The organism is Steroidobacter sp. (genome assembly GCF_036406195.1).
Taxonomy (GTDB): domain Bacteria; phylum Pseudomonadota; class Gammaproteobacteria; order Steroidobacterales; family Steroidobacteraceae; genus Steroidobacter.
Window position 1 is genome coordinate 230,046 of sequence record NZ_DASWVW010000010.1, and the last position, 26,348, is coordinate 256,393.

A 26,348-nucleotide genomic window follows, 5' to 3' on the forward strand; every position below is an offset into this window, starting at 1 on the left:
CGGTTAGTGGTCGGCACGGACCGAAACTGTGGAAGTGGATGCTGCTGTTCTCGAACATGCCCGATTCCTCTCAAGCGCAGCTGGGGCACTAACCCCCAACCGCTAACCGCCAACCGCTTCGTCGCCAGCATACGGAAAGATCAGCCGCGCGCAAAATTCCCCTTCACTTTGCTCGGTTTCGACCCTGGCGCGGCCGGGCCAGGCCAGCTCCAGGCGCTGCCGGATGTTCTCCAGAGCCATGCGATTGCCTTCGCGGTTGGCATAGCCGGACTGGGCCAGGATGGGATTGCGCACTTCGATGTGCACCTGGTCGTCGTGGCGGCGGCCGACAATGGAAACCTCCCCGCCACGCGGCAGCGTCTCCACTCCGTGATACACGGCGTTCTCGAGCAGCGGCTGAACGATGAGGCTGGGCACGAGCGTGCGCATCGGCAGATCGTCGACGTCCCAGTGCACCGTGAGCCGATCGCCCAGGCGCAGTTGCTCGATGCGTTGATGAGTGCGCGCAATCTCCAGTTCGTCCTTGAGTGAAATGCGTGCGCTGGCATCGCTCAGGCTGGCGCGGAACAAGTCGGCGAGATCCTCGACAGCTTGCTCGGCTCGCTCCGGGCTCGAGCGCGTGAGCGCGGCAATGGTGTTCATGCTGTTGAACAGGAAATGCGGACGGATGCGAGCCTGCAAGGCGCGAATGCGCGCAATCGCTTCCTGTTCGATGCTGCGTTTCCATTCGGCGCTGACATAGAAGTAACGCAGCGCCAGCGCGCTCACGATGAAGCCGACGGCAATGTTTCTAAGGACGAAGCCCGCGTGCTGGTGCGGGAAAAAGCCCAGCCCGGCCCCCACGTCGGGATTGCCATTCCACAACCGGCCGACTTGAAAGACGATCTCCGAGACCACGCCGATGGTGACCACCAGCAAGGCATTGGCGATCATCGCTGCTCGCGGCGCGGGCATGGTTTGCAGCCAGGGCCGTGCGCGGCACAGCACGGCGGCGCAGGTGAGCCCGAGCCACAAAAGAAACAACGAGCCGCCGGCCAGGTCCGTCCAGAAGTTGTCGTGCAGGGCCTGACGGGCGAGGGCGATCACCAGCGCCACCAGCTCGGCGATCAGTACCACGGCGAACACCGCCGGCCAGGAACAGAAATCCGGCAGGAAAAAGGTGGGCGCCTTGGCGGCGGGCGGTGCAGGCGTGGCGCGAGTTTCGGAGGCGGACGCCACCATGGGCTTACGATCGATTAAGGTTTGTTTCCCGCCGTGCCGCCGTCCCGGGCCGCGGCGAACAGCGCGTCCTTGAGACGGAACAGGGTCGAGATGTCCTCATCGCCATGACCCTGCTCGATCAGGCGCCGGTAGTGAACCAGCGTCATCTCGATCAGCGGTAGCTGCACACCGTGGCGTGCCGCCATCTCGCGGCAGATCTTCAAATCCTTTTCGTGCAGGCGCACGCGAAAGCCGGGGGGATAAGAGTCACGCAGGATGTTCGGCGCGCGATTGACGAAGTACCAGCTGGAGCCCGCGCCCTTGCCGAGCGTATCGATCAGGCGATCCAGCGGCAGATCCTCGGACTTGGCGAATGCCATGGCCTCGGCCACGGCCTGGATGACGCCGGCGCACATGATCTGGTTGGTGGCCTTGGCCGCCTGTCCGGAGCCGCTCGCGCCGAAGTAGGTGACGGCCTTGCCCATGGCTTGCAACACGGGCTGGGCGCGCTCGAAAGCCTTTTCGTCGCCGCCCACCATGATGGCGAGCGTGCCGTCGCGGGCGCCTTCGGTACCGCCGCTGACCGGGGCATCGAGGAACTGGGCCCCTGCGGCACGGAGCCGGTGAGCCGCCGTGCGCGCCGTGTCGGCGCTGATGGTGGAACAGTCGATGACGATGGTGTCGCGCTTGATCGCGGGCAACAGCTCATCGATCACCGCGAGCACATCGGCGTCCGCCGACACGCACGTGACGATCACGTCGCACAGCGCCGCAAGGTCGGCAGGTTTGTTGACGGCTGTGCAGCCGGTCTCTTGCGCGAGAGCCGCCGCCTTTTCAGCGGTGCGGTTCCACAGCGCGCTCAACAGGCCTTGTTTGTGGAGATTCCGGGCCATGCCCAGGCCCATGGCGCCCAGGCCGACAAATCCAGCACGCAGGGTCACTGACACATCACTTCCATTGAAGCCTTGGCCGAGGCGCGGGCCGCATCGATCTCGTTGGCGTCCAGGTAGCGGCGTTCGCCGTCCTTGCCTTCTTCAAAGAGCCTGCGCGTGTTCATGTAGCGATCGTAGCGCTCACGCGCTTTAGCGCAACGCTCGGCTTTGTCCTTGGCGTTGGCTTCCTGGGTGGCGCGTTGATCGTTGCGCTGCTCGGCCGCCTTGCGTCGGCTCTCGTCCGACTTGGTAAACGCCTGCTGTTCCTGTTTCTGCCGCTCCTGCACGGCCACAACGTCGGTGCGCTGGGATTTCACACTGAGCCGTTCGGCAGGCAGCGATGGCGGCTTGTCCGTGTACTGGGTGTTGCCCTTCTCGTCGGTGTACTTGTACACGTCGGCAAACGCACTGCCCGCGACCAGCGGGGCCGCGGCCAGAGTCAGCAGCAACAACGGTCGGAACATGGCTGTCTCCACAACTTCAAATGGCCCGCGCGTCGGTTTCGCCGGTGCGGATACGCACCGCGTGGCGCAGGGGGATCACGAAGATCTTGCCGTCACCGATCCGGCCGGTGTTGGCCGCGGCGACGATGGTTTCCAGCACCTGGTCGACCCGGTCGTCCTCGATCGCCACCTCGATCTTGCACTTGGGCAGGAAGTCCACGACGTACTCGGCCCCACGGTACAGCTCAGTGTGCCCGCGCTGGCGGCCGAAACCCTTGACCTCCGTCACTGTTACGCCGGCGACCCCGGCTTCCGACAGCGCCTCGCGCACCTCGTCCACCTTGAATGGCTTGATGATGGCGATGACCAGTTTCACGCCGCGCTTCCCAAAAAACCCCGGTGAGGGATCCTATGTTAAGAGTTTCTATGTAAAGAACCGGCAGCAGTGTAGCAGGACGAGTCCGGAGCGGGGATTAAGGCAGTCCCTGGCATAGCCCAGGACTGCGGACTACATCACACGTTGCCGGGCGACCCCCGGGAAGCGGTACAGGGCCGCAGGGCAGGCTGCGGATGAGGAAACGGGCGCCGTAGCGCCCGTTTCCAACCCATGCCGGGCCGGCGGTCGTGCCGCCGGCTCTGTTGTTGCTCAGAGGTTGTAGCCGCGCTCGTCGTGCAGCGACAGATCCAGGCCCTCTTCTTCCTGCTCGGCGTTGACTCGCAGGCCGACGATCGCATCGACGATCTTCAGGATGATGGCGGTGGCGATGCCGGTGTACACCAGGGTGAACAGCACGCTCTTGGTCTGCACCCACAGCTGGCTGGCGATGGTAGCGCCCTCGCCGGGCTCCCACACGCCGCCCATGCTCGGGAAGGCGAAGATGCCCGTCAGGATGGCACCGACGATACCGCCGACGCAGTGCACGCCGAACACATCGAGCGAATCGTCGTAGCCGAGCGCGCGCTTCATCTTGGTGGAGGCGAAGAAGCACAGCACGCCCGCGGCGATACCGATGACCAACGCACCGGCGGGACCGACCGTGCCCGCGGCGGGCGTGATGCCAACCAGGCCGGCGACCGCGCCGGACACGATGCCGAGCAGTGAAGGCTTACCGTGAGAAATCCACTCGGCGAACATCCAGGCCAGCGCCGCGGTGCCGGTGCAGATTTGCGTTACGAGCATCGCCATACCGGCGCTGGAGCCCGCGGCCACCGCGCTGCCCGCGTTGAAGCCGAACCAGCCCACCCACAGGATGGCGGCGCCGATCATGCTCAGGCCCAGGTTGTGCGGGGCCATGCTCACAGTGCCGTAGCCCTTGCGCTTGCCGAGCAGCAGCGCAGCGACCAGACCGGCGATACCCGCGTTGATGTGCACGACCGTGCCGCCTGCGAAGTCCAGCACGCCCCAATCCCACATCAGCGCGCCGTCACCGCTCCACACCATGTGCACCATCGGCGCGTAGCAGACCGTGAACCACAGCACCATGAAGATCAGCATGGCCGAGAACTTCATGCGCTCGGCGAAGGCGCCGACGATCAGCGCCGGGGTGATGATCGCGAACGTCATCTGGAAGGTGGCGAACACCGACTCGGGAATCGTGCCGGTGAGCGAGTCGAGCGTGAGTCCCGCCAGCATGAACTTGTCGAAGCCGCCGATGAACGAGGACAGGTTGGTGACGCCCGCCTCCATGCCGGTGGTGTCGAACGCCAGACTGTAGCCGTAGACCGTCCACAGCACCGTCATCAAGCCGGTGATGGCGAAACACTGCATCAGCACCGACAGGATGTTCTTGGAACGCACCATGCCGCCGTAGAACAGCGCCAGGCCCGGAATCGTCATGAACAACACCAGCACAGTGGCAGTGAGCATCCAGGCGGTGTCACCCGTATCCAAAGTCGGTGTTTCCTCGGCAGGCGCTGCTTCGGCCGCTTCTGCAGGGGCGGCTTCGGCAGCCACGGCTTCCGCGGCTGGAGCATCTTGCGCTAGTGCCATCTCGGGCACTGCGACTATCGCGAACGCGATGAGCGCGAGGCTCCACAGGTAAGTGAGCACGCGGCTCGTTGCCAAGGGTCTTTTCACTGTCGTTCTCCTACGGAAGAGATAGATCGTTGTTGCTGCCAGGTGCTGCTGTTGCTGTTGGAAACAAATCTCACACTGCCTCGACGCCGATTTCGCCGGTGCGGATGCGCACCGCCTGTGCCAGGTCGATCACGAAGATCTTGCCGTCGCCGATTTTTCCGGTGCGCGCGACGTTGGTGATGGCCTCGACCACCTGCTCGGCGATCGAATCGTCCACGGCCAGCTCGATCTTGGTTTTGGGCAGAAAGTCCACGCGGTACTCGGCTCCGCGATACAGCTCGGTGTGCCCGCGCTGGCGCCCGAAACCCTGCACCTCCGTCACCGTGATGCCTTGAACCCCGATATCCGCGACGGCCTGTCGGACGTCATCCAGCTTGAAGGGCTTGATGATCGCGGTTATCAACTTCATTGCATTCCGGCTCCGGGTTCATGGGCGCGGCTATCGGGCTGGTCATCACTGGTCGTAGTAAGCTCCCCGCTCCCCGAGCGCGCCGCATCGGAAATGCATCTTCTGTGCCACGAATTTGTGCAAGCAAACGAACGCGGCTCGAGGTGCGGAGCCGGCCGCGACGCACTCTGCTGGTGCGAAATTTCTGCCCGTTTGCTTCAAGTCGGAGCAAAATGGCTCGGACGGCTGCCCCGAAAGTGGACTGCGAGCACGGATGGGGCGGCCCGGGCCTGGTTGCCCGATGCGATTTGGATGTTCAGGAGCCTGTCGTGGACCCCCGCTCACTCGATGAACTTGCCCGCCGTCTTGCCTCCGCCGTGCCGCCCGGCGTCGCCGCCCTGGGCCGCGATCTGGAGGCCAATTTCAAAGCCATCCTGCAGGCCGGGCTGAGCAAGCTCGATCTGGTGTCCCGCCAGGAGTTCGATGTGCAGGCGGCCGTGCTGCGCCGAACGCGCGAGAAGCTGGAAGCGCTGGAGGCGAGGCTCGCGGCGCTGGAGGCGTCGGAAAAGAACAATCCCTGAGTGGTCGATCGCGGCGGTGGCCGCTCCTTAACTCATTGTTGATGTCGCTGCCGAGCTTTCTCGCGGCAATTCGCTTGCTTGATCGCAGCTTATACGTCGCTCCTGTGTGATCGAATCCGGCGGTGTTCGCCGGAAACGTTCAAAGGAGCGCCAGGGAATGGGATGTGCGACGGTGTTGAGTCGCGCGCAGCACGGCATGGAAGCGCCGCTGGTGCGCGTCGAAGCGGATCTGAGTGGTGGCCTGCCGCGATTCTCCATCGTCGGGCTCGCCGAAGCCGTGGTGAAGGAGAGCCGCGATCGCGTCCGCGCCGCGATCATGAACTGCAACTTCACCTTTCCCGACGGGCGAGTGATCGTGAATCTCTCTCCGGCGGATCTGCCCAAGGACGGCGGGCGCTACGATCTGCCCATCGCGCTTGCCATCTTGCTCGCATCCGAGCAAATACCCGCCGATTCACTGCGCGACTGCGAGTTCTACGGCGAGCTGTCCCTGCACGGCGAGGTTCAAGCGATTCAGGGGACGCTGCTTGCAGCGGTCGCGGCGGCGCGAGTCGGACATTCGATCGTCGTGCCTCTTGCGAATGTTTCTGAAGCCGCGCTCGTCACGGGATGTCGCATTGCCATTGCGACCAGCTTGCCAGGCGTAGTAACTCATGCGGTAGGAACCAAGCGCTGCGAGATCGTCATCGGCTCCGCGCCTGCGACGATAGCGAATGTCGCGGCAGATCTATCCGAAGTGCGCGGTCAGGAGGGCGCCAAGCGTGCGCTGGAAATCGCCGCCGCCGGGGCGCATTCGCTGTTGTTTGTCGGCCCGCCCGGCACGGGCAAGAGCATGCTCGCGCAACGCTTGCCTGGACTGCTGCCGTTGATGACGGAGGAGGAGGCGCTTGAAGTCGCTGCGGTTCGCAGCGTGGCTGGCATGCCGATCAATACATCGCAGTGGCGTGTGCGGCCATTTCGCTCGCCGCATCACTCGGCTTCCTCGGTCGCACTGGTGGGTGGCGGCTCGAATCCGCGGCCTGGCGAGATCTCGCTGGCTCATCACGGAGTTTTGTTTCTGGATGAGCTTCCCGAGTACGAGCGTACTGCGCTTGAAGTTCTGCGCGAGCCGTTGGAAACCGGCGTTATCACGATCTCGCGAGCGGCTCGGCAGGCGGAGTTTCCGGCATCGTTTCAGTTCGTCGCCGCCATGAATCCTTGTCCTTGCGGCTACCTGGGTGACGCGCGCGGCGTCTGTCACTGTACCGCGGACCAGGTTCGTCGATATCGGCAGCGGCTGTCGGGTCCGCTGATCGATCGGCTCGATATGCACGTCGAAGTGCTGCGCATGCCACACGAGATGCTGCGCATGCCGAACGTGAATGCTGAAACGAGCGCGGTGGTAGCTTCGCGGGTCGCGCGGGTTCGCGAGTTACAGTTCGCCCGGCAAGGGTGTCCGAACGCGCGACTGTTGACGCGCGAGGTCGAAAGACTCTGCAGCCCGACGAGTCGCGCGCGGCACTTGCTCGATCAGGCGGCAAACAAATTCGGGTTCTCAGCGCGCGCCTATCATCGAATTCTGAAAGTGGCGCGCACCATCGCCGACATAGCAGAGGTGGAGCAAATCGACACCGCGCAGGTGAGCGAGGCGCTGATGCTCAGGAAGCTGGATCGCAGCTAAAAGAAGTCGAGGCGGGGTGGTGGAGGTCGCCGCGACGGCTCGCGGCGACCTGCAATGGCGGGATTACTTCGAGCCGGCGACCATGTAGTCGACCGCATTGATGATCGACTTGTCGGAGAGATCCGCGCGGCCACCCTTCGGAGGCATGAAGCCGGCGCTACCCTGGTAGCCCTCGATGCCGTGCTTGTGCAAGGTATCGATGCCCTTGGCGATGCGCGGCGCCCAGGCCGCCTTGTCGCCCATCTTCGGCGCGCCAGCCACGCCTGCGCCGTGGCAGGCCACGCAGGCCATGTTGAACACTTCCTCGCCCCCCATGTCCGCAGCCGGCGCCGCGGCTGCCGACTGAACGGGCGCCAGCGCCGAATTGTCCTGGCCGGCAATGGCCACCTTGGCCACCGGGGCGATGCGCTCGGCTACCACCGCCTGGTTGGTGGGGTCGCTGATCACGTGCTTTTCCTGGGTATTGGCCGCCACGATGCGCGCCAACACATATAGGAGGATCGCAATGCCAATCAAAATGCCGAGTACCAGCATGAACGTGTCGAAAAACTTCTTATCGTGCTCGGCGCTCACTTCGGCTCCAACAGGCTACAGGGGCGGAAATGCCACATGGCAAAACGGCGCGCAGTATAGCGGCGTAGCCTTCCCCGATAAACTGACTGGCTAACTCCCTGATGCACATTCAGTTCCGGGGCCGCTCTTGGGGCGGGCGGCAAGGCCGGCTATGATTCGCGCCCCGCGGCCGGGACCTGCTCCATGAACCTGTCCGGCCGCTCGGGGCCGCACCTCCGGTCATCCGGGCCCCGACTTCACCGGCGCTCGGGCACACGCGCCCCGGTGGCGGCTGTTACACTTCGTGCCCACGACGCGCCCGTAGCTCAGCTGGATAGAGTACTGCCCTCCGAAGGCAGGGGTCAGAGGTTCGAATCCTCTCGGGCGCGCCATTCCACTTTTTCGTCCTCCGAAACCCGCTAAAGCCTTGAAGGGCAAGGCGAGATTGGCGGTTCGAAATCCTCCGTTTCGCGAATAGGCGAGTTTGTCGGTGAAGGTGAGTTTCAACACCGCGCGCTTGTGCTCCAGATGCTCTGAAACCCACAATTTATAGGGGTTTTCGAGAAAGCCGAACGCGGTTCGAACTGTCTCGTCGAAGCTGCGCAGCGGCGTGCCGCAACTGGCGATTTTTTCGGCAACGATGATCCTTTGCTCTTCGAGCTTGCCGATGCGCTTCTCGTAGGCTTGGCGGATGGAGGGCATCTCGGCTTCGGCGATCAGGTCGAGGAAATGCTCCGTCTGCTTTTCGATCTTGATGAGGTCGGAGCGAAGCGAGCGCGCCCTCTCCGCGCCGGTAGCCATGCGATGGCTCCATAAGTCTTCGAGACGCATCCTCGCGACCCGGAGCACGCTGGCCTTCGGCTGTATGGCCTTGAGCAGTGTTTCGAATTCCCCTTCGATGTTTTCGCGGCGGATGGATTTGCGGTAACTCTCGCATCCCTTCTTGAAACAAAGATAGTAGGGATGGAGGCCCGTTCTTCCCTTCGACCAGCAGGCCGTCAGCGGCCCGCCGCAATCGCCGCACAGGACTGCGCCGCGCAGTGGGAACTCGGCATCCAAATCCTTCCGCGCGGGTGTACGCGCGCCGCCCTTGAGCCGTTCCTGGATTTTCTGGAAGGTCTGGGCATCGATCAGCGCTTCGTGATGGCCCTTGCGGCGCGTGATGCCCCACTCGGGCGCTTCGACGAGCCCCGCATAGACCGGGCGCGTGAGCAAATCCGTGACTTTCTGGTTGAGGACGAAGCCTTGCGTCTTCGGGAACTCGGGCTGTGCCTCTAAAAAGCGTTTCACTTCTGCCTGGAGCTGAAAGCGCCCCGAGGCGTAGCCGTCCAGCGCTTCGGCGATGATGCTGGCCACCGGCTCGTCGCGCACCAAGAGCCTGCCGTGGCTGCCGACCTTCTCGTAGCGATAGCCGATGGGGCAGGCAAACACGTAATAGCCGCGCTCGATGCGCGCCTTCATCTTCTGCAAGGTCTGGCGGCGGTTCTGAAGGCGCTCTAACTCGCCTTGCGCGGCAATGACGGTCTCGACGAACTTGCCTTCAGGTGTGTCCTCGAACTTGAAATTCAGGCACTCGACGGTTGCGCCGTATTTGGCGAGCTTCTTGCGTAGAGCCAGGTGAAACTCCGTATCGCGGGCAAACCGCTTGAGGTCATCGAAGATCACCACGTAATCGTCGGTGTGCTCCTTCAGGTAACGCAGCACTTCGACCATGCCGGGGCGGCTCATGAAATCGCCGCCGCCGCTCCGGTCATCATGAAACGCGGCTTCGACTTCATAGCCGCGCGCTTGCGCGTAGTCGCGGCAGCGGTGCTCCTGGCTGTGCAGCCCGTCGCCATCCAGCTTCTGCTTCGTGTTCGACACGCGGCAATAGATGATGGCTTTCTTGTTCTTCCTATCGGGCATTTGAATCATCCTTCTCCGCCTCGCGTGCGGCGGCCCTGTTGAACGGCGGTGTTGGAATAGTTTGTTGTACCGCGCCGGAGTCCTCATGCGAAGAAAATTCAGCCAAGGCCGGAATAAACTTCTGGACAGAATCCACGCCCCAGCCGAGATCGACAAAGCTGCGCAGGATGAAATCCAGTGTGCGCAGGAATTCGGTAGCCTGTTCTTCCGTAATGTCGAGGTCGCCCAGCTCGTCGCGATATTTCTGCGCATCGAACGGCGGCAGCTCAGAGTCCGCCGCGCTGGCGCTGTCCGTATCTTTTAATCCTCTATCTTCTCCGCTCATTAGCATTCTCTAATCTTCTCTTTCTTCCTGAATGTTTGGTGAGAACAAAACAGGAACGTATTCCTATAACGGGAATCGGCAAGGGCGGGCAAGAAAAATCGTCATCGCGCCCGCTCGAAATCACGGCTCGCCACTTCACGCACGCGCGAAACCCCGAACTCATGCGTGGCATGGCCGCGTGTTTCCCGGAATCGCGCTTCCATTTGCGTAATGCGGGTCTCGCGTTCTTCGCTCACGCTCCGGTGAACGGATTGCTCGGCGGTTCCGCCAATCGTGTAGTCGCGCTCAAGTGACGGCGGCTCACGCTGAGCACGAAGCGCTTCAAGCTCACGCAGGAAGGCGGGCCTGGGTGCGGCGGCGCTGGATGCGCCGCCGGGTGTTGTTTCCACGCTCATGATGACTAGCGCTCGCGCGACGTATCGCGTGACCGCGTGCGCGAACTTGCGCGCTCCTGTTTCGGCGGTTCCTGCTGCTCTTCCCTGAGCGCGTTTATATCCCGCACGAAATACACGCCGTCCTCGCGCGGCGTGTGATCGAAGCGCAGGATTCCCTCGCCGGGGCGGTCCTTACGCTCCCAGATCGCACCGATCTCTCTGGCGTTCCCGAGCTGGCGCTCGCCGTTTTCGTTAGGCTCACGCTGGAAGGCCGCGAACGAAACCCGGTGCGTGGGACCTTTTCTCTCGTCACTCATTGTCGTTTCTCCAGTTGCGGGCGATAGCCCTCGATGTAGGACCAGAGGCCGGAGGCGTATTGCGGATATTCCGCGAAGCTTTCCGGCACAGGTTCGGTGATGACGCGGGCGATCTTCATGCGGGAGCGCCCCATGATCCGGGCATGAGCGCCGCCGCCGAAGTAAGGGTTCGGCAAGCACCGGCCCGCAAGCTCGCGGTGCAGGAAGTACGGCTTGCGGTAGGCCGCGATAGGAGGACAGCTAACCCCGGAGACGAAGAGGATTTGCCGATCCTCCGGCATCCGCAGGATTTCATCGGCGCTCATGAGAAACCGCGCCATCTTGCGCCGATCAACGGCAGCTCTCGCCTGCTGCGCATAGTTGAGCCCGGCGTCAAACGGGTCCGCTCCGGCGAGAAGCTCGCGAACAATGTGCGCCTTGTTTCTCCGCGCGGCAGCCTGGTCGAGATCGGGATCGAAGCTCAAGGTTTCATGGCCGAGCATCTTCGAGACCATCTCGGCGGTCTCCAGATCGCGAACGCCGAAAAACTGGCGCACCTGCGCCGAGCCTAGAAACGTTTGAACGCCTTCGCGCCCGTAATGGCGCGCAATCTGGCCCAAATCCTGGAACACGGCCTGGCAAAGAATTCCAGCGCCGCGCCCGAACGTCATCGCGCGGAGCAAGAATTCCGCGTGGCCAAGCTGGCCGCACTCATCCAGCAGGAACACGACGCGCGGGCGCTGGGGATTGCGCTGTTTGTAGAGCATCGCCACGCCGACCAGCAGACGCAGATATGGCGACCAGATGCCGATATATTCAGCCGGGATGTTTATGTAGACGTTGCAGGGGCGCTCGCAGAGGATGGAGAGCGAGAACGATGGCGACTCCAGCGCATGAAGGAACGATGGATCATCGAGGAACGACAGGCTCTTGCGCATCTCGCCCGCGATGCCGCTCCATTCCTTCGGCGCGTCCCGGTACTTGTAGAACATCGTCCCGGCGGTGCTGCGCACATGCTCGAAACCACTCGCGCCCATCGCTTCGAGAATGGATAGAAACTTGTCCTGGTCGCCCTCGATGGCGCAGATGATCCGGTAAAGATTCCCAAGGCTCCCGACGCCGCGCTTCTCCACGTCGGCGACGAGCAGCGCCTCTAAACAAAGCCGCGCTGTTTCCTCGAAATGCTTGCCGTTGCTGGAGCCGGAGAGCGGCACGAGCATTTCCGCGATCATCTTCGCATCGGGCACGAGCGCCAGTGTGTCGCGCTTGAGAATATCGAGCGGATCAGTTGAATGGCTGGGCAGAAAATCGGGAAGAAGCCGCGCGGGGTTGACGCAGTACGCGTACTTTCCCATGGCGGCCTGCGCCGCGAGCGATACTGCGGCGATCTCGCCCTTGAAGTCCGCAACCAGCATCGAGCCGGGATAGCAGCAGGCGTTGTACATGATGGACGTGAGTGCCTTGCCCGCGCCGGAGCCCGCAACCATCAGCGCAGGTCCATCGCTCGGGTGGCGCAGGATGCGCCCTTCATTATCCAGGCCCAGATAGAGCGAGCCGCGATGAAGAAGCCGCATCTCGTTCGGCTCGGCCCAACGCGCCGAGCCGAACCGGAATTCTTCGTTGAATGCGGCCATCTTTACGTTCCCGGAAAACGCCGTGCGGCCAGCGCCGCTGCGCCCCAAGTGATGCTGAGGACCACGGCGAGCTTGGTGACGACATAGATGACAATGGCCAGCACCACGGCCATCGCGAGCGTGAGCCAGCCGCCGAGTGTCGGCCCCCAGCTCGCGGTGAGATAGGAGAGGAGCGGCACGCGCATGGCGTTAAAGAGCGGCCATGTGAAGAGAATTGCGCTTCCTACTCCGAGCGCACCGCCCAGCAGTGCGATGGCACGATTGAAGACCGAGCCCTTGGAATCTGTCGGACGCGGCTGTTGATTGAACATGGCTGGCTCCTTACTCGGTGATGGCTGTGAAATTCGCGCCCGCTGTGTTCATCCATGCGGTCCATGAGGCGCGCAGGCTCTTGGCCTGCTCGCGCGTGATCGCGCCGTCCTTGCTGCGCGCTAAACCGTAGATGACGACTTCGCACCCCTTGAGGATGCCGGGCTCCGGCGGCGGTAAAGGTTTGCCTGCGAGCAAATCCTTCTGGCGCACGCCGGGTGAGGACTCGAGCGCGTCACTCACGATGACAACGAGAGAGTTCTGATCGCACCTGAACTGCGATAGCTCCAGATAAGCCAATATCTGTGTCTCTTGCTGTCCCTGGAGCGGCTTCGAGGGCAAGGACGCGATGTAGCTTCCGATCTGGAAGGCGACGGTTTCGGGTTTGTGTTTCCGCCCGAGCCGGATGCTCCGGCTCTCCACATGCGCGGCGCTCCGGTCGCCGAAGGTGCGGATATGCACTTCATCGCCGGGCGCAAGCGCGGCGACGATGCCGCGCACGTAGTTGCCGGCGACCTTCGCGGAAGCCTCATCGATCACAACCGGGTTCGACTTCGAGACATCGATGCCGATGAAGACGGAGCGCGCGAATGCTGGCGCGGCGAGCGCAGGCATCCAGAGCATCAAAACAAGAATGAGCGCTTTCATTTCTTCTTTCCCTCATGTGCAAGATTGAACGCGGCGAAGATGTGATCGCCGGAGAGGTCCAACGGTGCGGCAAGCTTCGCCACGCCCGGAACATTGAGTTCCGGCTCATCCTGGCTCTCGACGACGCTTGGGGCTTTCTTCTTCCAGATCGTCTCGGCATTGACGACGCCGACGACCGAGCCGCGAAGCTGCTGGAGGAGCGCGGCAAGATCGTTCGCGAATGAGCGTGAGGCTTCCGGCTCCAGCTCGCGGAGAAGCATTCGCCGCTCGGCTTCGAGTTTTGAGAGGCGGGATTCCGCTTCGTTGATTGCATCCATGAGCGCCCTGGTCTCGCCTGCAAGAGCGCGGCGGCTGGTGAGGCGCTTGATCCGGCTCCAGAGCAGGTCGGCTATGCGCTGGCTCAACCAGAAGCTCGCCACCGCAAGGCTCGCCAGACCTGCGCCAAATGCGCCGATGGCGATCCGGTCAAAGAGCGACGGACCCGGCGGAACCGCTTCTTCCGCGAACAAGTCCGGCGGCGGCGCTTCAGCGCCGAACAGCGAAATCCCCGCCATCTCCAGAACACTGCGCGCCGCCATCAGCCCCATGGAGCAGATAAATCCAAGCACCAGCCAAGGCACGCATTTGTTCAGCAACCGTCCGGCGAGCGCGTCCGGGTGCTTCATGAGATAGACGTGAAACGCGGCGGCAGCGAGCGCTGTGCTAAGCGCCATCACGCCCGCCGGGCCATGCGCGGGGTCGCCCGGCACGTCCGGCGCGAAGAAATCCGAAAATACGCGGTAGGCGATCACGCCTTCGGTGATAAGGCTCATCGCGCCTGCGGCGGCGAGCACCGCGATGACCGCCGCATCGAGCGCGTTCCGACCGCGCCCCTGTTGCGCCAGGTTGAAGGCGCTTTCGCTCCCCCGTCGATCCCGCTCCGGCAGGGGCGATGGGTTCATGGCCGCCCCCACTTGCCGACGAATGGGAACGAGACCGTGTTAGCGACGGGCTCCGGCGGCCTCAGAGCCGGAGGGCTGCACAAGGAATCGAGCCGCCGCGCATTCGCGTTCCTGCGCGTCAGCGTCTCTTCCATCTCGCACTCAATCTCGGCGAGCCGCGCGCGGATCGCCGTCATGCGCCTGTGCTCCGCCCCGACCAGAACCGGAAGAACCGCCGATGGTCCCCGGAGCTGCTGGACGAGCGGCGCTATCGCTTCCCGAGCCTCCACCAGCAGGGACTTGCGCAACTCTTCGATTGAAAGGGACATGGGAACCTCCTTCGCAAAGGCCCGGAATTCCGGGCGGAATACGCCTTAAAGCGCTTTGCGGGAGGTTTCAGGGGGCAGGAAAAGAGTATCAAGATGGTCAATAGCTGTACCATCGAATGTAGGAAGCAGAGGCTCAAAACGATGTACTCGAACCCGCAGCTTGTACGGCAGAAAAGAGTCCTGGTTTCAAGGCACATAGACGGGATACGTCGCCATCAGGACAAAATCCAAAACCCGTACTTCCTTCATTCGAAGTTGAGCACGTTCCGGTTCGAGAAAATCCTGCGCTCGTTCGCGGATGATGTGCCCGCCGTGCAGACTGCAAAGCGCTCGGGAGTTGCAGTTCGATCCGTCAACGAAGTATTTCAGATGCTTCGGGAGCGCATCCGCGAAGAGACAACGGGATATGGGAACTGGGTCTATTTCAACCTGGCAGGCTACCCTCTCCACGATTGGGAATGGGAAGAGGAATGCGCACGGGAAGAATGTTCCATCGAGACAGTGGGGCGTGAAATTGGACGTGAGATTTCGCTTGATGGGAATCCAGATCAATATCTGCTCTTCGCGCCCTTAACAACAGGCGATGTGCTTCAGATAGCGGCCCGCCGGCGCAAGGCGACCGGGCAGGAACCACCCCTCCTTTTCGGCGGACTACCTAAAGACGTGTTTCGGCATGAATCGACGAAACGAAATGAGTTGCGCGCGAAAGCTTTCAAACTACGTGTCGTTGGCAGACTTTGGAATGTGCGCATCGCAAGGAGAAAGCTGCCTAAGAAGCACCGCGACCTCCATTTGACGGAGATGTACGTGCGCGAGATTTGCAGATGCAGGCACATACGAGAGTACCTTCGGAAAAATGATCTACCCTATGGCTCTCACGCCGAGGGGCACGTGCTTGACTTGTTCAGCGACAATTCGCTCGGGCGAAGCGCGCGCGCATCGAGCAATGACCTGTTCTATCGCGAACTGAGACGGTCGCTGCTTGAAAGGCCGTTAGGGGTTTCTTTCGAGCGCATCAACGACAACACTGCATAGCCATGCGTTTTGCGAAATGTGGGCCGCTTTGCTTGCTGCGCGAACTCTATCTCTGACAAATGGATGTACGTTGATGCTGAGCTGAACACGCGGGACCAAATCGAGACCACTCAATGTCTGCGACCGCGGTACGAACCTATTGTAGTGCGCATAGTCTCGTTCTCTCGACATTCGTACGATTTCGATCTGCTGAGTTTGTTTCTGTAAAGCATCCACTACGACATCACACAGCCATTCGTTCGCCGCTATGTCTCGTCTATCCGCCGCTTCATGAATCTTCTCTCTCACGAACGCATGAGCATTAAAATTGATCTGAACGCGGGAGATGGGAACGGCGCCTGTGGCTTCGATCCGAAATCTCTCATTCAAAGGAACATACTGGTCGTACTTCTCATAGGCCATCTATCCCCGCCTTTCCGTAACAGAGGCATAACCTGCCAGCCTGCAACCGCTCAAGAAAATTCCTCATCGCTTTGGAATCACTTGCTGATTTGGCTTTGCCGGAGGGCGCGGCTGAGCGTCCGCGTGCAGACGCGCAAGCGCCGCGCGATTTGCTTCTTGGTTTTCCGGTTGCGCTTCCTACGCAGTTCTTTGCGCGCCCACGCGATCTGCTTCTTGCTGAGTTTTCTCTTCTGCCCGAATTTCTTCCCGCGCCGCTTGGCGGCGGCCATCGCCTCGCGCGTGCGGCGTGAGATAAGTCCGCGCTCATACTCGGCTTCGTTCGCTTTGCTGATGTACCAGCGGCGGCCTTCCAGCGTGCGCGGGTCGATGTTCTCTTCGAGCGAACGGAACGCGATGCCGTGCGCGGTCAGATCATCGAGAAAGGCGATGGCCTCGAACGTCGAGCGGAACGCGCGGTCAACGGCGACGACAACGAACGTGTCTTCTTGAGGCTTTAATGATTTTCGGATGGCGAGCAATGCGGGGCGGTTCTTCGCCCGCGCATTGACGGCCCTATCCTTGAAGATGCGAACGCAGCCAGCAATGCGAAGCTGGTCGCATTGTTGGCGCACCTGTTGCCGATCCGTTGAACATCTGACATAGCCGAGCAGCGCCATTCGTGACCTTGCATTACGTTCCGCGTCAACCGGGCGACTTCGCCCCGTTGACTCAAGGGAACCCTTCTTTCACGCATGTCATCGTCCTCAACTGCCGGAACAGCCATACATGGAATCCTGTAGATCAGCGCATCGCTTGCATTCGCTGCGCGTTATGAAAATACTGTGACACAGGGGTTCCCTTCAGTCCTATCCCGAGACCCGGCAGCGCCGCAAGAAGAAATCATCCGCTGGCGCGGGAAGTCGCGCGCATTCTGGGCAACTACCGCAGGCGCGCGGGGCTGAGCATTCAGAGCCTCGCCGAGCGAAGCGGCATTCCCGAGATCGACATCCGCCGCTTCGAGCGCGGCACGCACGCGCCCGACATCGCGCAGCTCTTGCGGCTTGCGGCGGCATTTCATGTGCCCGCGTGGAGGATCGCCAAGCGGATCGAAGTGTTCGCGCAGTGGCGTGAAGGCGAGACCACGCCGCAGCAGGCTACGCCATGACGCGCCGGACGGTTTGGCCAATCGGGCTGAACGGAAGTTTTCGAAGGCCGCTCACTGATGAGCATCCCCGCCGCCCTCGCGCCAAGACCAACGGCATGAGCATAGCCCACAAGGCGACCATGCCGACCAAACAGGAAAGCCGCGCCTATTTCGACGCTCTCGGCGCGCATATTGGTTTGCTGCGCAAAGAGTATGGGATGACGCAGGCGGAACCGGCTCGCGCCATCGGCGTGTCGCAACAGGCCGTGTTTGCCTATGAGACCGGTGAGCGCCGCGTATCCATTCCTATCATGCTCAGACTTTCCAAGGTGTTCTCGGTTACGCTCGAACAGCTCACTGGCATGGAGTCGCCGGTTCGCGGCAAGCGGCGGCTGTCACCGCGCGCAGCAAGGCATGGTGAGCGCATACAGGCGCTCTCGAAGACGCGGCAGCGTTTTCTCGTCCGCATCATTGATCTGCTCGAAGCAGAAATGCGGCCAGCGCTGACCAGCGAGGAAGGCAAACGTGCCGAGCGCGTCAGTGCGGTCCGCTCCACCACGCTCCAGCGCCCGAAACAGAACGAGACCTCACATGAGCGCCACTGAAATCGAGCCAGGCGCTCAGCCCGCCAGGGAAGGGAATCCGGTGCAGCTTATCGAGGCGCAGCGCACGCAGATCATCAAGGCGATGTCGATCATCGAAGCCTGCCGCATGGGGAGCGATTCCATGCTCGCGCCGCTTGGCGGCGTGGACGAGCCGGACTTCGAAGGCGCGCTCGCCGCCGCGCATGAGATTCTTGATGATGTCGCGGACGAGCTTGAGACCGCCGTGAAGATGATCGCTCCGCAGAAAACTGGCTGAGCCGGGTGCGCATGTCGGCACATCATGAGAAGCGAACCTGTCCGATGCCGCCAAGCCTTCGGCGATGTCTTGAGCCGGGTGCGCCAGCATCGCCACTTGACTCCGGCGCAGCTTGCCGCGAACTCCGGTGTGCCGCTCTCACGCATCCTGCGCATGGAGAGCGGCATGAGCGAGCCTACTTTAAGCGAGTTGTTTCTTCTGGGGCAGGCGCTCCGCGTCAAGCCGTCCTCCTTCGTCGAAGGCGTCGAGCTTGTCATGCACGGCGCATTGCACGGCGTGCGCGCGCGGAACGGCGACGGGCGGAGCGAGCCGCCCGCTACGGCGCCGGAATCATGAACCCGGCGGCGCTTTCGGCGATGGTCGGACAAGTGAGCGCCGCAACGTGCGCGGCGAGACGCGAAGCGCTCGGGCGATTCCCGCCTTCGTCTGCTCCGGGCATTGAAGCGCCTCATGCGCCCAGGCGATGTCACAGCGCGAAAGCTTGCACCTTCGGCCCGGATGCTTGCCGCGTCTTCGCGCCGCCTCCAACCCTGCCTTCGTGCGCTCGCTGATGAGTTTTCGCTCTAACTCGGCGAAGACGTTCTGGATTTGGAACATGGCCTGTCCCATCGGCGTGGACGTATCGATGTGTTCGGTCAGCGAGCGGAAGGCGATGCTATCCCGCTGGAAGCGCTCCATCGTCTCCAACGCCTGCCGGAGCGAGCGGAATGCGCGGTCCATCTTCCAGATGACGAACGTATCGCCAGAGCGGAGCGCGGCGAGCGCTCCTTCAAAGCCCGGTCGGCGTTTGGCGATTGCCGAAACGCCCAGGTCTTCATAGATGCGCGCGCACCCAGCCGCGCGCAGGGCATCCCGTTGCAGGTCGAGATGCTGCTCGGATGTCGAAATGCGCGCATAGCCGATGATCGCCATAGCCTCTTGCTTTGACAGAAACGAACGTTTGAGTCCACGCGGAAAATATTCCTCGTTATTGTTCGCAAAGCTTTCATTCTTCGAGACTCCTTGTTGGGAACGGGCGGGATTTACGCTGGTCTGAAATGCTAGGCGTAAACGTTCCTTTTCGCCTACCCGGAGCCGTCCTCCTCGCCGCGCTTGCGCTTCTCGCCTTCACGCATACAGGCGCAGTCCGTGCCGCCGAACCTACGCAGGCCAACAGCTTCCTGAAACTTACGCCGGAGCACCGCTACTGGTGGGTCAACGGCGCGGTCCTGACGACATCGCACCTGGTCGCGGTGCGTGACAAGGCCAAGGGTGATTGCATTGCGAAGTGGTATCTGGATGACCGCGCCGCGAAGCAAAAGCTCATCGAGGCGACGATAGCGAAGTACCCAAACGAGGGTGAGACAACCGTGGTTCTCGGCCTGCTCACGCAAGCCTGCGGCGAGCTGCTGTCAGCGGCCAATCGTTAACGGATTATTAACTTCAGAAGCGCATAATTTATCCAGCCGAAATCAACGGCTGGAGGGTGTATTGACTGGTGTGCGCAACGACGACCTAGCCCGGTCCGAGGGAATTGCTCTTGATTCCCTGCCGAAATGGCTGCGCGACCTCATCGACATCAATGATGAAATGGCCGGTCGCGATACCGGGAGAGCGAAGCGCTTTCTCACATCCTCCGATGAAGACGGCTTGGATTCCGATAAGAAAAAGGAAGAGCGCCAGTTCAGCGCGCTGATGCGCCTCCTGCAAGACCCCGAATATGCGCGCCTTTATACGCAGGCCGCAAATGCGATCAGCGACATCGAAGACGCCGCCGCGCGGGCGTTTGCGAAGCTGGAGATAGAAGGAGAAGCTGCCGCGCAGAAGCTGGACGAGATCAAGGATTCCGCCGCGACGCTGCCCGATGGCCGCCGCGTGTACCAGACAGACGATGGGCGGCTCTTGACCGAAGACGGCGAAGACGTATCGGCGCGACGCGGGGACGTGCGCGGCTTAAGCGAGAACGCGCTGAGCTGGGAAGATTACAAACGCGCAAAGGATTCGCTCGAAGACATCGAGCGCCGCAAGCGCGAGATCGATGATTACATGCGGGATGTCATCGACCCGCTCAAGCGCAGGCTCGCCGACCCGAACAATCCGCCGAGCAAGGAAGAGCTTGAAGAAATCTTACGCAAGCTCAGGGAAAGCCAGCCTGCCGACATCGCCCGAGCCCGCGAGCAACGTGAGCCGGACGAAGCGAAGAAGTTTGCCAACACATCTACTCCTGCGAATTCCGCAGCGGCAGACGAGCTTGTACCTGCCAAGGGCGTTTCCGCGCCGGATATGTTCGCGCAGTTCCGTTCGGCCAGCAGCGTCGTGAGCAACACCGATCCGTTCGCGCCGATGCCCGGCTCTTCTCCGAAAGCCAGCTAGGAATCCTTTCTCGTGTTCAGGCGGTTGAGCTGGCTCACGCTCGCGTCGTCCGTACTGGCCGGTGCGTGCCAGGGCCGTACCAATCTCGGGAGTTGTGCAGTCTCTCGCAGTAAATCGCGGGCTCTCCGCGTCACCATTCTCATTCTTGACGCGGCCCCACGCGGCCCTTAAGCGTAGAGGTCGGGGGAGGCTCATATGAGCATGACCAAGAGAATGATGGAATCTGGCGGCGGCGGAGCCAGGCGCGATGGCGATGAAGAACGGATGGCAGCGATAGCGTCTTTCTTTGAGCGCACGCGGCCCTATCACCATGCGTTCCTCAAAAGTATGCAGCGCCGGAAAGCATCGAGCATCTACGCGATGCTGTTTCCGTACATGAAGCCTTCGCAATCGACTTTCGCCAAGCACCGCAAGGAGGCGGGAAGCATGTCGGCGTACCTCACGCACTATTTCTTCGGGAACGTCAAATCCGTGCTGGAGCGTCTTGGCCTGCCTCCTGCCGAGGTGGATGACGTGTGGAGCAAAGCCACGTGCAACTACGTGCTGAACTTGCACGAAGCCTCCCGATTCACGCCGAGTGATGCGGAGATCGAGAGAACTTCCAGCATCCAGCCCAAGGCAAGGAGCTTCCGGCATCACAGCCGCGCCTTGCCGAGCATCATGCACGACAAAGCCATCCATGAATTTTTCACCGGCATCTACAGAAAGAACGAAGTCTTCTACAAAGCCAATCCTGATGCGCTCTTCCGAGCCGACCTCCTGGACTACGAGGACTACCTTCAATCGCCGTTCTGGTTCCTGATCCGAAACGTCGTTCTCTTCCGCGACGGATTCAAATGCCGCGTGTGCGCGGCCAAGGCAAGCGCGGTCCATCACATTTCTTACGAGCCTGGCGTGCTCTACGGAATGAACCTGGAGCCGCTTGTATCCATCTGCGATCCCTGTCATGAGCTGATCGAGTTCGACGAAAACGGCGTGAAGATCACGGACCTTGATGTGAAGCGTCAGCGCTATGAAACCCTGGCCCGGAAGGCGGGCTCCAGCCAGAGCGGCAATAGGCGGGATCCATGAGAGGGAATGTTGAAGACAAGCGCATCTGCGCTGGCTGTGTCGGCGAGAAATATCTCAAGGGACTGGTCGCCAAAACCGGCGTGCGTGAGACATGCGCTTACTGCGGCAAGAAAGGCAAGACCCTTTCCATTGGCGAGCTGGCGGAGGATCACATACGCGGGGCGTTTGAGCGTCACTACAGGCGCACGCCGCTTGGTCCGCCCGAAAGCGAAGAGTATATGTACCGCGAATCCGATATCGGTTGGGAGAGACCTGGCGATCAAGCGGCTTACGCGATAGCGGATGCGGCTGGCTTGGGCGACGACGCAGCAGAAGACGCTCGCTCGGTACTGGAAGAGAATACGTTTGTTTCTCCAGACGACTATTTCGATAGCGACGGCGAAGGTGAATTTTCAGAGGAATCGCAGTACGAGGAGATAGATGCCGACGCGACGGAGCTCTATCAGGATTGGCTCTACTTCCAGAAGACCCTCAAGACGGAGACGCGGCTATTCAACAGCGCGGCGGCGGCAGTGCTCCATTCAATCTTCGATGGATTGGATGGGCACGCGACGCGAAAAGGCGGCAAGGTCGTCGTCAATGCCGGGCCGGGGGAAAAGCTTTCGGCTCTGTACCGCTCGCGCGTGTTCCAGTCCGATGCCAAGCTTGAGGAGGCACTTAAACGGCCTGACTTGGGGCTGGGGCCGCCACCTGCGAAGGTCGCCACCGCAGGGAGAATGAACGCGCGAGGCATCGCCGTATTCTACGGGGCCACTCATTCGGATGTGGCGATCTCCGAGACGCGGCCCCCGGTCGGAAGCCGCGTGCTTGTCGCGCGGTTTGAAATCATCCGCCCGTTGAAGCTCCTTGATCTGGTCGCGCTGCGCTCGATTTTCGTCAAGGGAAGCATCTTCGACCCGCTGCACCTGGCCCGCCTCAAAAAGGCAGCCTTTCTTGCAACGCTGGGCGATCAGGCGACGAAGCCCGTCATGCCTGACGACGAGCCTTTCGAGTATCTGGTCACGCAAGCGATTGCCGACTACCTCGCCAATCTCGATGATCCGAAGTTGGACGGCATAATCTATCGTTCCGTTCAGAACGGCAAAACGAAAAACAACGTCGTTCTGTTTCACAAAGCGTCGAGCGTTAAGCCGCTCGACATTCCGCCAGGAACAGAAATCAGCGCACATCTGTTTGAGCATGACGAAGATGGCGTCAGACCGGACTATTGGGTGTTCGAGAACGTGCCCGGGCCGGAAGATGAAGATGATCTCGGTTCGGATTTTCCGGTCTTAGGCTTGCCCAATCTACGTCACCGCAACGATTCACGCGATCCCGCGCTCAGCATCGATATGGCCTCGCTCCGCGTTCACCACATCGAGCGGGCTCAGTATTCCTCTACGGCGTTTACGCCTACGCGCCACCGAAGCCAGCGTAGTAAAGGCATCAAGCGCGTGAAGCCGATACTCTGAATCTTTGGCAAATCCGGCTGTGCCGGACCGGGCTCTACTCCGCGCGCGTCCGTTCGCGCTCCGCCGGGCCAACAGGAATTGTCCCGGCCCATTCGGGTAACGATCCCTTTTGCTTGCAGAGCCGCGCCTTCGGCGCTCCCTGGGGGGAAGAGGAAAGGGGCTTGCCTGTTTCATTTGATCGTACCACGGCGTTCTCGCGTTCAAGACCCTGCGCGCGGCAAGAGCCGTGCTCGGCGAGTTCTGCGCTGGCGCTTGAAGTCTTGAGCGCTGCGCTTTCGCCGTGGGGGCGGACCTCCGACAGGCAATCCCGCCTGAAGGAGACTTCCATGACACACGAAATAAAAATCTACGTCGCTTGCCTTGCTGCCTACAACGCCGGTCATCTTCACGGCGTCTGGATCGATGCGGGCGCGGACCTTGAAGACATCCAGGCGCAGGTCAACGCGATGCTGAAAGCCTCGCCGGTCGCGGGCGCGGAGGAATACGCCATCCACGATCATGAAGGGTTCGACGGCTACAGCGTCGGTGAGTATGAAGGCATTGAAGCCCTGCATGACATCGCGCTGTTCATTGAAGAGCACCCGGAGTTCGGTGGCAAGCTCCTGGATCACTTCGGCGATCTCGACGCGGCGAGACAAGCAGCGGAGGAAGATTACTGCGGCTGCCACCGCTCGCTCGCGGATTACGCGCAGGAGCTGACCGAAGAGACGACGCAAATCCCGGAGAGCTTGCGCTACTACATCGACTACGAAGCGATGGCGCGCGACATGAAGTTAGGCGGCGACGTGTTCACCATCGAGGCCGGACACCAGGAGGTTCACATCTTCTGGAACCGGTGAGTGAAATCGAAAACGAAGGCGGGGTCATCGCGAAGATGACTCCGCCTTTTTTCATGTCTTGCGGCAAATGCGAACGAACGACAACTGACGGTGCGCCGAATACAGCGGCAGGTTGAATTTCAGCGGTGGATATAAGCCTTTAGGTGTAGCCGCATAAAAAATTCAAATCAAGTCTTTTTCTTCCGAACTATTTCCGGTACTGCTTGTGTGTTGCGTGATTCTGCGTTTGGTGGGGACCATAAAGCAGGGACTATTCCCTTTGAACACAAACAATACGAACACTGGACTCTCTCGCTCGCCGATGCCATCCCGTATTGGAGGACCAGCTCTCAATATGAAGGATAGTTGAGATGAAGTTTGCTTTTGGTGTCATCGTGATGGCCCTTGCCCTGACGGGTGGCTTTGTCGCCGCATATGGAAATGAAGCGCTACAAAAGAAAGATAAGGTTCCCGTGAACAAGGAGTGGACGAAATTCCCGGACGATCCTGATGCGATGCCCGGACCCGACGAGACAAGCCTCGATATTCCGCGTCTGTCGGCGGCTAAGTCTCTGCAAGAAATCTACGATCTCGCCAGCAGGATGAAGCCCGGCTCGGCAAGCGACACCATCGTCCTCAGCCGGATCGTCACCGACTTCCTTCAGTCATGTTGCTCGGACTACGAGAGCGCCATGGCGGTGCTTGATGAGGCCGGATTCAAGGATGTGAGCGACCTTACGGAACGCGCCCTGAGACGCCCCAAGGAATTTCCGCGACGACCGCATCAATTTGACAAAGTCATTTACTCCGAACAGAACGCTGGCCGCCAACTATTTGGTCTTTTGTCTGGGGTTACCTTCTACAGAATTTGTTTGTTCTTCGACGACGGGCGCCTCGTGAAGGCGGACGCTAATGTGTTTTCCGATGCGGCGTTGTGAAATATAGAAAGGGAGAATGAGTCATGGCTGACGAGCAGATTGTCTACTACTACAAGCCCCTAGCAGGAGGCACGCATCACAAGTACGTGCTGTATCTAGATTCAAATGGAGATGTAAAAGGCTGGGCGCGCTTGGGATCAAGCGCCTACGATACAGCGTCGATGCCGTCGATCAACAAGGCGAGCCCTGCCTCCGTGGACTATCCACAAGGAAAACTCTACGGCGCCTATGGAGATGAAAGCACGTGGAATCAAAGCGACAATCCAGACTGGGATTCCAGCCTCCAGCAGGGCGGAGCATCAAGCCGCGGATCGTTCGTTGCAGGGGAAGCTCCCGACCTTTCGAACGAGTGGGACCAACTCACCGCCAACATCGACGCCCTTGATGCGGCAGAGTACGCATACAATCCGTTGACCGTAAACTGCAACAGCGGCATGGACACGGCTATAAGCGGCATAAGCACCACCGCCTATCCAGATGGGCTCAATCTGCCCGATAACGATGACTTGGGCTTCGGCGAATATTGGTCGCCGGGCTCAGATATTACGATCAGCGGACCGGGGGGAGGCTTGGTGTCATGGCTCGTATCGGAGTATCTGGGATTCGTAGCCGATCGGATTTTTGACGGCTGGAGCGCGACTTCGCCACTCGTATTCGATCTTGATGACAGCGGTACAATTGAGCTAACGAGCCTCGCCAACAGTACGACCTTCTGGGATATCGACGCCGATGGTTTTGCCGAAAATTCCGGCTGGGTTACAGGCGGCGATGGCCTGCTGGCCATCGACCTGAACGACGACGGCATCATCAACGACAACACGGAACTGTTCGGCAATTCAACTGGCTTTGCTAACGGGTTCGCGGCGCTGGCGTCCTACGATCTTAACCACGACTGGCTGATTAACGCCGAGGATGCGGCCTATGAAGACCTCATCATGTGGGTTGATGCCAATGAAAATGGCTATAGCGAGGAGGCGGAACTTTATTCGCTTGCTGATCTCGACATCGTCAGCATCAATCTTGCGGCTTCTGAAGTCAGCCAGCTTAACCAGGGCCACACGGTTACGCATACGAGCACATTCACCGTCGATACGGGCAGCGGCCTTGACACGCGCGCCGTCCACGATGTGTGGTTCCAATATGACAGTGCTAATACGTTCTATACGCAGACAGCTCCACTAGACGAGGACGTAAGTCTATTGCCAACAGTTCGAGGGTATGGCGATCTGCCGGATTTGCACTTCGTAGTGTCATCGGATGACACGGGTACTGGAAACCTCAGACAGCTCGTAGTTGACTTCCTGGCGCTCGATATCGACGACATCTTCACTGATGATTCCGCTGCACTTGATGATGTGAAGGACATTCTCTTTCGCTGGGCGGGAGTCGATGGAGTTTCGCCAACCTCGCGCGGGCCGAACATCGATGCACGGGAGCTTGGGTTCCTGGAAGCGCTGACCGGCGAGGACTTCTTTCAGCTCGGCTATTACGCCAACCCTTACTACTTCGCGGCGCAGCCGCTGAAGGAGGCGTTCCATGTGGCGCTGAATAGCATCGCGACGCGGCTGATCGCGCAGAGCGCAGGCAAGGCATTGTTCGAAGGCGATGTCTTTTACAACGTAAGCGTTAACTCCGAGGCGTTCTTCCGATCTATTCGCGCGTGCGGACAATGCCGCTCCAGGTCAACCACCACTGGAGTGAGCGATGCAGACGATGCAGACGAT

Annotated in this window: 30 protein-coding genes, 1 tRNA gene and 2 pseudogenes; 15 read left to right on the forward strand and 18 right to left on the reverse strand. The window is 60.9% G+C overall.

Annotated elements, in window-relative coordinates; genetic code table 11:
• Positions 1-102: 102 nt before the first annotated feature.
• The 6 genes from VGE08_RS03875 to VGE08_RS03900 all read right to left on the reverse strand — a co-directional run bounded on the left by VGE08_RS03875 (position 103) and on the right by VGE08_RS03900 (position 5,061).
• A complete protein-coding gene (locus VGE08_RS03875) occupies positions 103-1,221 on the reverse strand; it encodes a sensor histidine kinase (protein WP_331066539.1) in 1,119 nt (372 codons plus the stop codon).
• 14 nt (positions 1,222-1,235) lie between these two features.
• A complete protein-coding gene (locus tag VGE08_RS03880; protein WP_331066540.1) occupies positions 1,236-2,141 on the reverse strand; it encodes an NAD(P)-dependent oxidoreductase in 906 nt (301 codons plus the stop codon).
• Positions 2,138-2,596 (reverse strand): DUF4124 domain-containing protein, encoded by a 459-nt coding sequence (locus VGE08_RS03885; RefSeq protein ID WP_331066541.1) that lies wholly within the window; start codon positions 2,594-2,596, stop codon positions 2,138-2,140. The genes VGE08_RS03880 and VGE08_RS03885 overlap by 4 nt, the downstream gene beginning before the upstream one ends.
• 16 nt (positions 2,597-2,612) lie before the next feature.
• A complete protein-coding gene (locus VGE08_RS03890) occupies positions 2,613-2,951 on the reverse strand; it encodes a P-II family nitrogen regulator (RefSeq protein ID WP_331066542.1) in 339 nt (112 codons plus the stop codon).
• Positions 2,952-3,221: 270 nt separating this feature from the next.
• Complete coding sequence (locus tag VGE08_RS03895) at positions 3,222-4,442, reverse strand: ammonium transporter (protein WP_349258619.1); 1,221 nt, start codon at positions 4,440-4,442, stop codon at positions 3,222-3,224.
• A gap of 280 nt (positions 4,443-4,722) precedes the next feature.
• Complete coding sequence (locus VGE08_RS03900; RefSeq protein ID WP_203166292.1) at positions 4,723-5,061, reverse strand: P-II family nitrogen regulator; 339 nt, start codon at positions 5,059-5,061, stop codon at positions 4,723-4,725.
• 287 nt (positions 5,062-5,348) lie between these two features.
• On the opposite strand from VGE08_RS03900, the gene ubiK reads away from it, so the two are divergent.
• Positions 5,349-5,621, forward strand: a complete 273-nt coding sequence (gene ubiK, locus VGE08_RS03905) for a ubiquinone biosynthesis accessory factor UbiK (protein ID WP_349258620.1) — start codon at positions 5,349-5,351, stop codon at positions 5,619-5,621.
• Positions 5,622-5,727: 106 nt separating this feature from the next.
• On the forward strand, positions 5,728-7,281 hold the full coding sequence (locus VGE08_RS03910) for a YifB family Mg chelatase-like AAA ATPase (RefSeq protein WP_331066545.1): 1,554 nt from the start codon (positions 5,728-5,730) through the stop codon (positions 7,279-7,281).
• 63 nt (positions 7,282-7,344) lie between these two features.
• Here the strand turns inward: VGE08_RS03910 and VGE08_RS03915 are convergent, their stop codons facing one another.
• Positions 7,345-7,854 (reverse strand): c-type cytochrome, encoded by a 510-nt coding sequence (locus tag VGE08_RS03915; RefSeq protein WP_331066546.1) that lies wholly within the window; start codon positions 7,852-7,854, stop codon positions 7,345-7,347.
• A 294-nt stretch (positions 7,855-8,148) separates the two neighbouring features.
• On the opposite strand from VGE08_RS03915, the gene VGE08_RS03920 reads away from it, so the two are divergent.
• Positions 8,149-8,225: transfer RNA gene (locus VGE08_RS03920), tRNA-Arg, on the forward strand.
• Positions 8,226-8,769: 544 nt separating this feature from the next.
• Here the strand turns inward: VGE08_RS03920 and VGE08_RS26270 are convergent.
• The 9 genes and pseudogenes from VGE08_RS26270 to VGE08_RS03965 form a co-directional block, all read right to left on the reverse strand.
• Positions 8,770-9,825: pseudogene (locus VGE08_RS26270) on the reverse strand (recombinase family protein); the annotation flags it as partial.
• Complete coding sequence (locus VGE08_RS03930; protein ID WP_331066548.1) at positions 9,728-10,063, reverse strand: hypothetical protein; 336 nt, start codon at positions 10,061-10,063, stop codon at positions 9,728-9,730. The gene VGE08_RS03930 and the pseudogene VGE08_RS26270, both read right to left, overlap by 98 nt.
• Positions 10,064-10,164: 101 nt before the next feature.
• Positions 10,165-10,458: a hypothetical protein gene (locus tag VGE08_RS03935; RefSeq protein WP_331066549.1), complete on the reverse strand. Its 294-nt coding sequence runs from the start codon at positions 10,456-10,458 to the stop codon at positions 10,165-10,167.
• A 5-nt stretch (positions 10,459-10,463) separates the two neighbouring features.
• Positions 10,464-10,754: a hypothetical protein gene (locus tag VGE08_RS03940; protein ID WP_331066550.1), complete on the reverse strand. Its 291-nt coding sequence runs from the start codon at positions 10,752-10,754 to the stop codon at positions 10,464-10,466.
• Positions 10,751-12,367 carry a type IV secretory system conjugative DNA transfer family protein gene (locus tag VGE08_RS03945; RefSeq protein ID WP_331066551.1) on the reverse strand — a complete coding sequence of 539 codons (1,617 nt, stop codon included), beginning with the start codon at positions 12,365-12,367 and terminating at the stop codon, positions 10,751-10,753. The genes VGE08_RS03940 and VGE08_RS03945 overlap by 4 nt, the downstream gene beginning before the upstream one ends.
• Before the next feature lie 2 nt (positions 12,368-12,369).
• Positions 12,370-12,678 (reverse strand): hypothetical protein, encoded by a 309-nt coding sequence (locus VGE08_RS03950; RefSeq protein ID WP_331066552.1) that lies wholly within the window; start codon positions 12,676-12,678, stop codon positions 12,370-12,372.
• Positions 12,679-12,688: 10 nt separating this feature from the next.
• Positions 12,689-13,324: a hypothetical protein gene (locus tag VGE08_RS03955; RefSeq protein ID WP_331066553.1), complete on the reverse strand. Its 636-nt coding sequence runs from the start codon at positions 13,322-13,324 to the stop codon at positions 12,689-12,691.
• A complete protein-coding gene (locus VGE08_RS03960; RefSeq protein ID WP_331066554.1) occupies positions 13,321-14,265 on the reverse strand; it encodes a hypothetical protein in 945 nt (314 codons plus the stop codon). Before VGE08_RS03960 ends, VGE08_RS03955 begins: the two co-directional genes overlap by 4 nt.
• Positions 14,262-14,573: a hypothetical protein gene (locus tag VGE08_RS03965; RefSeq protein WP_331066555.1), complete on the reverse strand. Its 312-nt coding sequence runs from the start codon at positions 14,571-14,573 to the stop codon at positions 14,262-14,264. The genes VGE08_RS03960 and VGE08_RS03965 overlap by 4 nt, the downstream gene beginning before the upstream one ends.
• A gap of 141 nt (positions 14,574-14,714) precedes the next feature.
• On the opposite strand from VGE08_RS03965, the gene VGE08_RS03970 reads away from it, so the two are divergent.
• Positions 14,715-15,608: a hypothetical protein gene (locus tag VGE08_RS03970; RefSeq protein WP_331066556.1), complete on the forward strand. Its 894-nt coding sequence runs from the start codon at positions 14,715-14,717 to the stop codon at positions 15,606-15,608.
• A gap of 479 nt (positions 15,609-16,087) precedes the next feature.
• Here VGE08_RS03970 and VGE08_RS03975 read toward each other — a convergent pair whose 3' ends face one another.
• Entirely contained in the window at positions 16,088-16,666 is a 579-nt protein-coding gene (locus VGE08_RS03975) for a recombinase family protein (protein WP_331066557.1), read from the reverse strand.
• A 254-nt stretch (positions 16,667-16,920) separates the two neighbouring features.
• Between VGE08_RS03975 and VGE08_RS26505 the strand changes: the two genes are divergently transcribed.
• The 4 genes from VGE08_RS26505 to VGE08_RS03990 all read left to right on the forward strand — a co-directional run bounded on the left by VGE08_RS26505 (position 16,921) and on the right by VGE08_RS03990 (position 18,330).
• Positions 16,921-17,154, forward strand: coding sequence for a helix-turn-helix domain-containing protein (locus VGE08_RS26505; RefSeq protein ID WP_414717449.1), 234 nt, complete (start codon positions 16,921-16,923; stop codon positions 17,152-17,154).
• Positions 17,155-17,273: 119 nt separating this feature from the next.
• On the forward strand, positions 17,274-17,738 hold the full coding sequence (locus tag VGE08_RS03980) for a helix-turn-helix domain-containing protein (RefSeq protein WP_331066558.1): 465 nt from the start codon (positions 17,274-17,276) through the stop codon (positions 17,736-17,738).
• Positions 17,725-17,994 carry a hypothetical protein gene (locus tag VGE08_RS03985; RefSeq protein ID WP_331066559.1) on the forward strand — a complete coding sequence of 90 codons (270 nt, stop codon included), beginning with the start codon at positions 17,725-17,727 and terminating at the stop codon, positions 17,992-17,994. The genes VGE08_RS03980 and VGE08_RS03985 overlap by 14 nt, the downstream gene beginning before the upstream one ends.
• A 78-nt stretch (positions 17,995-18,072) precedes the next feature.
• On the forward strand, positions 18,073-18,330 hold the full coding sequence (locus VGE08_RS03990; protein ID WP_331066575.1) for a helix-turn-helix transcriptional regulator: 258 nt from the start codon (positions 18,073-18,075) through the stop codon (positions 18,328-18,330).
• Here VGE08_RS03990 and VGE08_RS03995 read toward each other — a convergent pair.
• On the reverse strand, positions 18,325-18,906 hold the full coding sequence (locus tag VGE08_RS03995) for a recombinase family protein (RefSeq protein WP_331066560.1): 582 nt from the start codon (positions 18,904-18,906) through the stop codon (positions 18,325-18,327). The two genes, VGE08_RS03990 and VGE08_RS03995, sit on opposite strands and share 6 nt — an antisense overlap.
• 125 nt (positions 18,907-19,031) lie before the next feature.
• Between VGE08_RS03995 and VGE08_RS04000 the strand changes: the two genes are divergently transcribed.
• The 7 genes and pseudogenes from VGE08_RS04000 to VGE08_RS04030 form a co-directional block, all read left to right on the forward strand.
• On the forward strand, positions 19,032-19,403 hold the full coding sequence (locus tag VGE08_RS04000; RefSeq protein WP_331066561.1) for a hypothetical protein: 372 nt from the start codon (positions 19,032-19,034) through the stop codon (positions 19,401-19,403).
• A gap of 61 nt (positions 19,404-19,464) precedes the next feature.
• On the forward strand, positions 19,465-20,346 hold the full coding sequence (locus tag VGE08_RS04005) for a hypothetical protein (protein WP_331066562.1): 882 nt from the start codon (positions 19,465-19,467) through the stop codon (positions 20,344-20,346).
• Positions 20,347-20,541: 195 nt separating this feature from the next.
• Complete coding sequence (locus VGE08_RS04010) at positions 20,542-21,417, forward strand: hypothetical protein (RefSeq protein ID WP_331066563.1); 876 nt, start codon at positions 20,542-20,544, stop codon at positions 21,415-21,417.
• Positions 21,414-22,868, forward strand: a complete 1,455-nt coding sequence (locus tag VGE08_RS04015) for an RES domain-containing protein (RefSeq protein WP_331066564.1) — start codon at positions 21,414-21,416, stop codon at positions 22,866-22,868. Before VGE08_RS04010 ends, VGE08_RS04015 begins: the two co-directional genes overlap by 4 nt.
• A 326-nt stretch (positions 22,869-23,194) precedes the next feature.
• On the forward strand, positions 23,195-23,707 hold the full coding sequence (locus VGE08_RS04020) for an antirestriction protein ArdA (protein WP_331066565.1): 513 nt from the start codon (positions 23,195-23,197) through the stop codon (positions 23,705-23,707).
• A 350-nt stretch (positions 23,708-24,057) separates the two neighbouring features.
• A complete protein-coding gene (locus VGE08_RS04025; RefSeq protein ID WP_331066566.1) occupies positions 24,058-24,624 on the forward strand; it encodes a hypothetical protein in 567 nt (188 codons plus the stop codon).
• A gap of 23 nt (positions 24,625-24,647) precedes the next feature.
• Positions 24,648-26,348: pseudogene (locus tag VGE08_RS04030) on the forward strand (hypothetical protein); the annotation flags it as partial.